Origin of the sequence: Mesorhizobium sp. M0136 (assembly GCF_040322515.1) — a bacterium.
Lineage (GTDB): Bacteria > Pseudomonadota > Alphaproteobacteria > Rhizobiales > Rhizobiaceae > Mesorhizobium.
The window spans coordinates 1-5,933 of the sequence record NZ_JAMYTP010000054.1; the positions used below are offsets into that span (position 1 = coordinate 1).

Annotated in this window: 3 protein-coding genes and 4 pseudogenes; 2 read left to right on the forward strand and 5 right to left on the reverse strand. The window is 59.0% G+C overall.

What is annotated here, in order from left to right:
- Window positions 1-81: 81 nt before the first annotated feature.
- A pseudogene (locus tag NKJ35_RS30510) lies at window positions 82-405 on the reverse strand (transposase); the annotation flags it as partial.
- A gap of 77 nt (window positions 406-482) precedes the next feature.
- Between NKJ35_RS30510 and NKJ35_RS30515 the strand changes: the two are divergent.
- Window positions 483-923 carry a transposase gene (locus NKJ35_RS30515; RefSeq protein ID WP_502904696.1) on the forward strand — a complete coding sequence of 147 codons (441 nt, stop codon included), beginning with the start codon at window positions 483-485 and terminating at the stop codon, window positions 921-923.
- Between the two features lie 269 nt (window positions 924-1,192).
- On the opposite strand, the pseudogene NKJ35_RS30520 reads toward NKJ35_RS30515, so the two are convergent.
- From NKJ35_RS30520 to NKJ35_RS30530, 3 pseudogenes are all read right to left on the reverse strand, one after another.
- A pseudogene (locus NKJ35_RS30520) lies at window positions 1,193-1,680 on the reverse strand (transposase); the annotation flags it as partial.
- A 378-nt stretch (window positions 1,681-2,058) separates the two neighbouring features.
- A pseudogene (locus NKJ35_RS30525) lies at window positions 2,059-2,761 on the reverse strand (IS91 family transposase); the annotation flags it as partial.
- Between the two features lie 14 nt (window positions 2,762-2,775).
- A pseudogene (locus NKJ35_RS30530) lies at window positions 2,776-3,615 on the reverse strand (tyrosine-type recombinase/integrase); the annotation flags it as partial.
- Between the two features lie 403 nt (window positions 3,616-4,018).
- On the opposite strand from NKJ35_RS30530, the gene NKJ35_RS30535 reads away from it, so the two are divergent.
- Entirely contained in the window at window positions 4,019-5,251 is a 1,233-nt protein-coding gene (locus NKJ35_RS30535; RefSeq protein ID WP_352651339.1) for a serine hydrolase domain-containing protein, read from the forward strand.
- A 396-nt stretch (window positions 5,252-5,647) separates the two neighbouring features.
- Here the strand turns inward: NKJ35_RS30535 and NKJ35_RS30540 are convergent.
- Window positions 5,648-5,933, reverse strand: a 286-nt coding sequence (locus NKJ35_RS30540) for a transposase domain-containing protein (RefSeq protein ID WP_352651341.1), incomplete at its 5' end; no start/stop codon positions are given.

Genomic DNA, 5,933 nt, shown 5'->3' on the forward strand with positions numbered 1-5,933 from the left:
GCCTGCCTGCCAACCATCGATCAAACTCCTGCTCTTGTGACAGAAGTTAAACAAAATGAAGCTTACTTTGGTTCCAGGTGACTAGGACGTAGACTCATTACCGCGTAGCCAGATGCGGATTGCGACGAGTTTGAGAGCAGCGAGGTAGTTTTCTGCCAGCTTGTCGTATCGGGTTGCGATGCGACGGAACTGCTTGGCCTTGTTGAAGAAGCGCTCGACGAGGTTGCGCGCCTTGTAGAGGCAGGGGCTGAAGCAGATCGGGTCCTTGCGATTGGCCTTGGGCGGGATGTTGGCCCATGCCTTTCGCTCGGTGACGGCATCGCGCAAGGCGTTGGCATCATAGCCCTTATCGGCGAGCAGCATGGCACCCTCCGGCAATTCCGTGATCAAGTCCGCTGCGTCGAGGTCGACGACGACGATAGCCTGCCGACTTTGACAAAGGCAGCCTTGAGACCGCTCGTGGCGCACAAACGAAAGAGCGATTGCCAAGCTCGACGCCGAGATCAAGGCCTGGCATACGCAGAACTGAGCCGGCGACTGGCGACGATTCTCGGGGTAGGCGTGCTGACCGCATCCGCGATTGCGGCGACGGTTCCCGACCCTGCTTCTACCGGTCTGGTGACGAGTTCGCGGCATGGCTGGGCCTCGTCCCTCGGCAGAACTCGAGTGGCGGCAAAGAGCGGCTGGGCCGGATATCAAAGCAGGGCAACCGCTACATCCGGCGCATGCTGGTGATTGGCGGGACTGGCATGCTTCGCTACGCGCGAGCAAAAAGCGCGCCTGGCGCACAATGGGTCAATGGTCTGCTTGAGCGTCGCCCGCCGCGTCTGGTTACGGTCGCTATGGCCAACAAGATGGCTCGGATCGCATGGGCGGTCATGACGAGGCAGGAAACCTTCAGGGTACCCGCGACAGCGGCGTAGGGGATCACGGATTATTGAGAGGGGAGAGCGACAGGCCTACCAGAGATCGTAAGGGTAAATAGGCTTGATGCCAACCGGTCGAACCGGGGATCGGGAAACTCGCCGGTAGCCATGCATCAATACCGCGTAATAGTGATTAGACCCGATCTGCGACGTCCATCAGGGCCCAGCGGTTATCAATGCCGAATCAACACGCCGGACACATGACCGCACCCGATCGGGAGGTGGAAAAGTCAGATTCTCTCTTGCGCGGCAGGAGCCATCCACACATGGCTATCGCCGCGGAGCAGGATTCGAATGTTCGGCCAGTTGATCCAGATCGCCCGCACCCGACGGCGCAGGTAGGGGCGGATCTCAGCCCCACTCGGCCGCTTGGCCGGTCGCAGGATCGCGCTGACGAACCGTCCCGCACCGATCGGCTGGAAGCCGTGCTCGTCATGGTGGGCATTGAACAGGCGAAGCTGTTGGCCTACGTGCACAGCGTCGAAGTTGTTGTCAATGTCGAGTACGATCCGCTTCGGCACCTGCCGGAACGAGGCGCAATAGAGTTCGACCATCGCCCGCCCCATCGCGACCAGCTCCCGGACGCCGGGCAGGTTCTCCAGCCGGCACAGCGCCGATTGCGACGCCAGATCCCGACCCGACGGCAGCGGATCCTGGGCCATCTTGAAGACCGATCGCAGCGCAGCTGGTTGGCGTCGTTGCCGCCCTCGTAGCTGGCGGCTGACGGCGATAGCGAATTCGTCGCGCGCAGCGGTGGCACGACCGAATTTTGGGTTTGATATGGCGACCTTCGCGAGCAGCTTGCCGGACGATCGGCGGCGATTTTTGCGCTCAATGCACACTGTCGGTCTTTCGGTAGCGGGGCCGCGCGCCGGCGCGGCGCTTGGTTTTTGCGGGCATATCGGAGGGGTGCGGATTGTCGGAGTTCATGAAGTATCGCGCCTGAAAGAAGATGGCCGGAGCGGCCGAAACAGGCGCGACGGTGATTCCTGTCCTGCGCATGGGCCGTCGGCAGTCGGGGCATTCGTGGGATTGCCCGTGCTGGGGTTTGCCAGGCTCGGGTTCCCCACCTGCTGGTGATGGCTGGTCGAGAATCTGCCTGCAGAGACCGATCCGATCCCGTCGGTGGCTATTGGCGAGCACGCGCGAGATGGCGGGTGAACGCCTCGTCGTCGTTTAGATGGGTGAGTTCGTTGGAGAAGCGGAGTTCACCGTGAGCAAAGGCGTCGGCAAGGGCCGTCAGAAACAGCCGCCGAAACAGTCGTGACAGCACGCGCACGAGCAGAAAGAAGCCCGACCGGCAAGCGACCCATCTTGACCTCTCGGGCGAGAGATCGCCGCCGGGCACGACGCAATGGACATGGGGATGATGAGTCATGGCCTGGCCCCAGGTGTGAAACACGGCGACGATGCCGATCTCGGCGCCCAGCCGCTTGGGGTCGCGGCAACGGCCTGCAGCGTCTGGGCTGCGATCCGCATCAGCAATGCATAGACAACCACCTTGTTGTGAAAGGCGATCTCGGCGATGCCAGGTGGTAGCGTGAAGACCACATGAAAGTACGGGACCGGCAACAGATCGGCGACGCGTGCACCGACCCACTCCTTGCGGGCCGCGCCTTGACAGTTCGGGCAATGGCGATCGACAGGAAATAGGGGATGCGGGTACTGCCGCAATCGTCGCACGCATCGAGGTGACCGCCGAGCCCGTGTGTCCGGCAAGCTTCGTTCGCGCCCATGACGCGTCGCTCGCCGCGGCCCAGATGACCGGCGTTCTCACGCCTGTAGGAACTCCCATGCCGTCGAAAGATGTCGGCGACTTCGAAGGTGGGGCGCAACCGATTACGATTCCGGGCGTCACCTCCAGTCGTAATCGATCGAGCGGACTGGCCGTCGACCGGATCGTGTCGGTGAAGACCTGCGTATAGCGCGCTGTCGTCGAGAGGTAGGCGTGGCCGAGTAGGACCTGGATGATGCTCCGTTCTCGAGCAGGTGAGTGGCAAAGGAATGCCGCAGCGTATGGACGGTGACGCGCTTGGAAAGACCCGCCGCGGCAACCGCCGAACGACAGGCGGAATGCAGCACCCACGGCTCGATCGGCTTGTCAGGATCGCGCCCAGGAAACAGAATGTCCTTGGGCCGCGCCAAGCGCCAATAGCTGCGTAGGAATCCGAGCAGTTCCAGCGACAGCAAGACGTAGCGGGCTTTCCCGCCTTTGCCGCGAGTGATGTGGATCACCATCCTTGAGCTGTCGATACCGTTGGCGCGAAGACCACAGGCCTCCGAGACTCTGAGACCGGCGGCATAAGCGTTGTCAGAGCCACTCGCGCCTTCGGGCTGGAGACAGCTTGCAGAAAATTCGACGACCTCATCGCTGGAAAGAACAACCGGCAACTGGCGAGGCTCGCGCGCATACGGAATATGCTCCGGGATTGTATCCTGGCCGAGCGTTACGCCATAGAGGAGCCGGAGTGCGCAGACGATCTGGTTCAATCCCGACCAGGAGATGCCCGTCGACACGAGGTAAACCTGGAAGGCATGGATATCGTCAAGGCCCAGCCGATCCGGCGATCGGCCAAAAATAGCGGCTCAACTTTGCGACTGCATAAAGGTAGGATTGCTGTGTGGCCGGAGATAGATTGCGGACTGTCATGTCCTCGATCCGGCGACGCAGAGGGCTCATCTCGGCCATCTGGATCTCCTGTCTGAAGGATGGGTTTGCGACACTCAAATCCTCTCAGACAGGAGGCGTCTCTCAAAGCGGTCACCAATTGCCGCGACTAGCGGCTTAGTTCAATCCGCACATTCGGCGAATGGCACCACTGTTGGCGGATCTTGATCAACATTCGGTCGCTGTCCGTTTTCTCATTTTCCGGAACAAAGAGCGCAAATATACGATACACGGTATAGACATCATGTTGCCTATTTGGCATCTTTTTCTAAACCGCGCTGCAGCTGCGAGTTGGGCAAAAAGGTAGTAAAGCGATGATTAACCTGCCCCTATCTCCCACACACCGGCAAATCACGGAGTGGGTCGTGGAGACTCCGCTTTTCGATACCCATGAACATTTGATTGAAGAAAGCCAGCGTCTCTCATGAAATCTGCGAATGAAATCTGCGAACGGTATTCGGCTGGTGTTCTGGTTGAGGATATTGGTAGTCAGAAAACGATGACATTGTCAGATCCGTCTCCCCGGAATAAGACGAATTTGTCAGTGCAGCTTCGTTGGAACATCGAGCAGAAGATTATCAATCACCGCAACATGCAGGCGATATTTCCTAGTCGCACGATTGCGGCAGGCGGAAAGCCATATCCGCTGCCCCGCCACGAGAACATTGCCTTCACTTATCGTGTAGGAGACGTCACATACGACGCCGATGATTTTTTTGAACGTTCGATGACATCTGGCCTGTTGGTGATCAAGAATGGTGGTATCGTTTTTGAACGGTATGGAAACGGCTATTCAGACCGTAGTGTCGGTGAGTCTCGATCCATGGCCAAATCCATGACTTCGGTAATGTTGGGCCTCGCGTTAAAGGATGGCTACATAAAAGCCCTGGACGACTTCGTAGAGACTTATGTTCCCGAATTGAAGGATACCCGTTGGGGGAAGATATCTCTTCGCCACCTGGCGCAGGGCCTGAGTGGCGTCCCTTTTGGAGAACTCTATGATGATCCAACTTCTGACATTTACCAGCTGCTCGAATGCGTCAGTGAGGATCGGCCAGGGACTTTGGTTCCGTTCTTGAAATATGTGGGTTCGCGCCCAGCTGAAGAAATTCAACCCGGCTCGCGCTTCAGGTATTCTTCGGCCGATTCGACCCTTATGGCGATTGTTGTGGAGCGGGCATCTGAGAAGCAATTCTCCTCGTACCTATCTGATCGAGTCTGGAAGCCCTTCGGTATGGAGTGCGACGGTTATTGGATTGTCGAGAATGCGGACGGTTTCACCTATGGCGAGTCAGGGTTTGGCGCGACCTTGCGTGACTATGCTCGGATGGGACTTTACCTGCTGCGCGACGGTGTGCTTGCTGATGGCACCAAAACTCTTCCCGACGGCTACATGAGCGAAGCGACGACGGCCAGTCGGCCGTCGATTTGCGCCAAGCGTCCGTACGGGTACTACTGGTGGCTGCATCATTGGCAGGCGGATACGGCCGCCGAGCACATGCATGGAGCGGACGGTACCTATTACGCGCGCGGCAACAGTGGGCAATTAGTGATGATTAATCCGTCTGAGGACCTGGTGGTAGTTAAGTGGGGGGTAAAAGATGATTCATCAGAGACTAACACGGTATTTAGGTCGATCGTTGAGCATCTTCACTAGCAGTGCTCACAGTGCCTATTGCTCGTCAAAACTATCCCGATTGGACGACGCGTGAGCTGATGAAATATCGGCGCGGCTGGGGCGCATGATGCCCTATGGGCGGGCAGCGGGCGTGCTTACTGCAGTTCTCCCAGTCGGGTCGACCGGCACGTAAGCGTCCGGGAACACTTTCGATGCCCACATCGTCGGCGGGCCTATTGCCCCGTATGATTCTGCCGTGATTCTGTCCGTGACGCCGAATCACGGAGGCGTCGCGGATGCGAGACAAGACCAGCAGCAGCGAAGGCGCTTGGCAGGAGGAGCTTTGCGCGGCGGCCTTCCTGACAAGCGCCCGGTCCGCCGGCTGCAGCGGTTGCTGGATCAGCTGTCAGCAGGTAAGCGGGTAGCTGATGCCGTTTAGCGCTGGTAGTTCCAAGGCATAAGCGCCTCGATATCGCTGTTTGGCCAGCCATTGGCGATACGCTCGAGGGTCTGGGTGAGCCAGGCGTGCGGATCGACCTGGTTCATCTTGGCGGTGGTCGGCAGCGTGGCGATGGTGGCCCATGTCCGTCCGCCGCCGTCGCTGCCAGCGAAGAGGCTGTTCTTTCGGGTAATTGTCATCTCGGGGTCATTCTGCCCATGTTGGGCAGGAGGTCGAGGTCCATTACCGTTGGCACCCGTATTTCGGACGTCGGCTTCGCTG

Coding starts and splice junctions, on each gene's coding strand:
- NKJ35_RS30535 (WP_352651339.1), top strand. CDS start 4,019: ATGAAATCTGCGAATGAAATCTGCGAACGGTATTCGGCTGGTGTTCTG.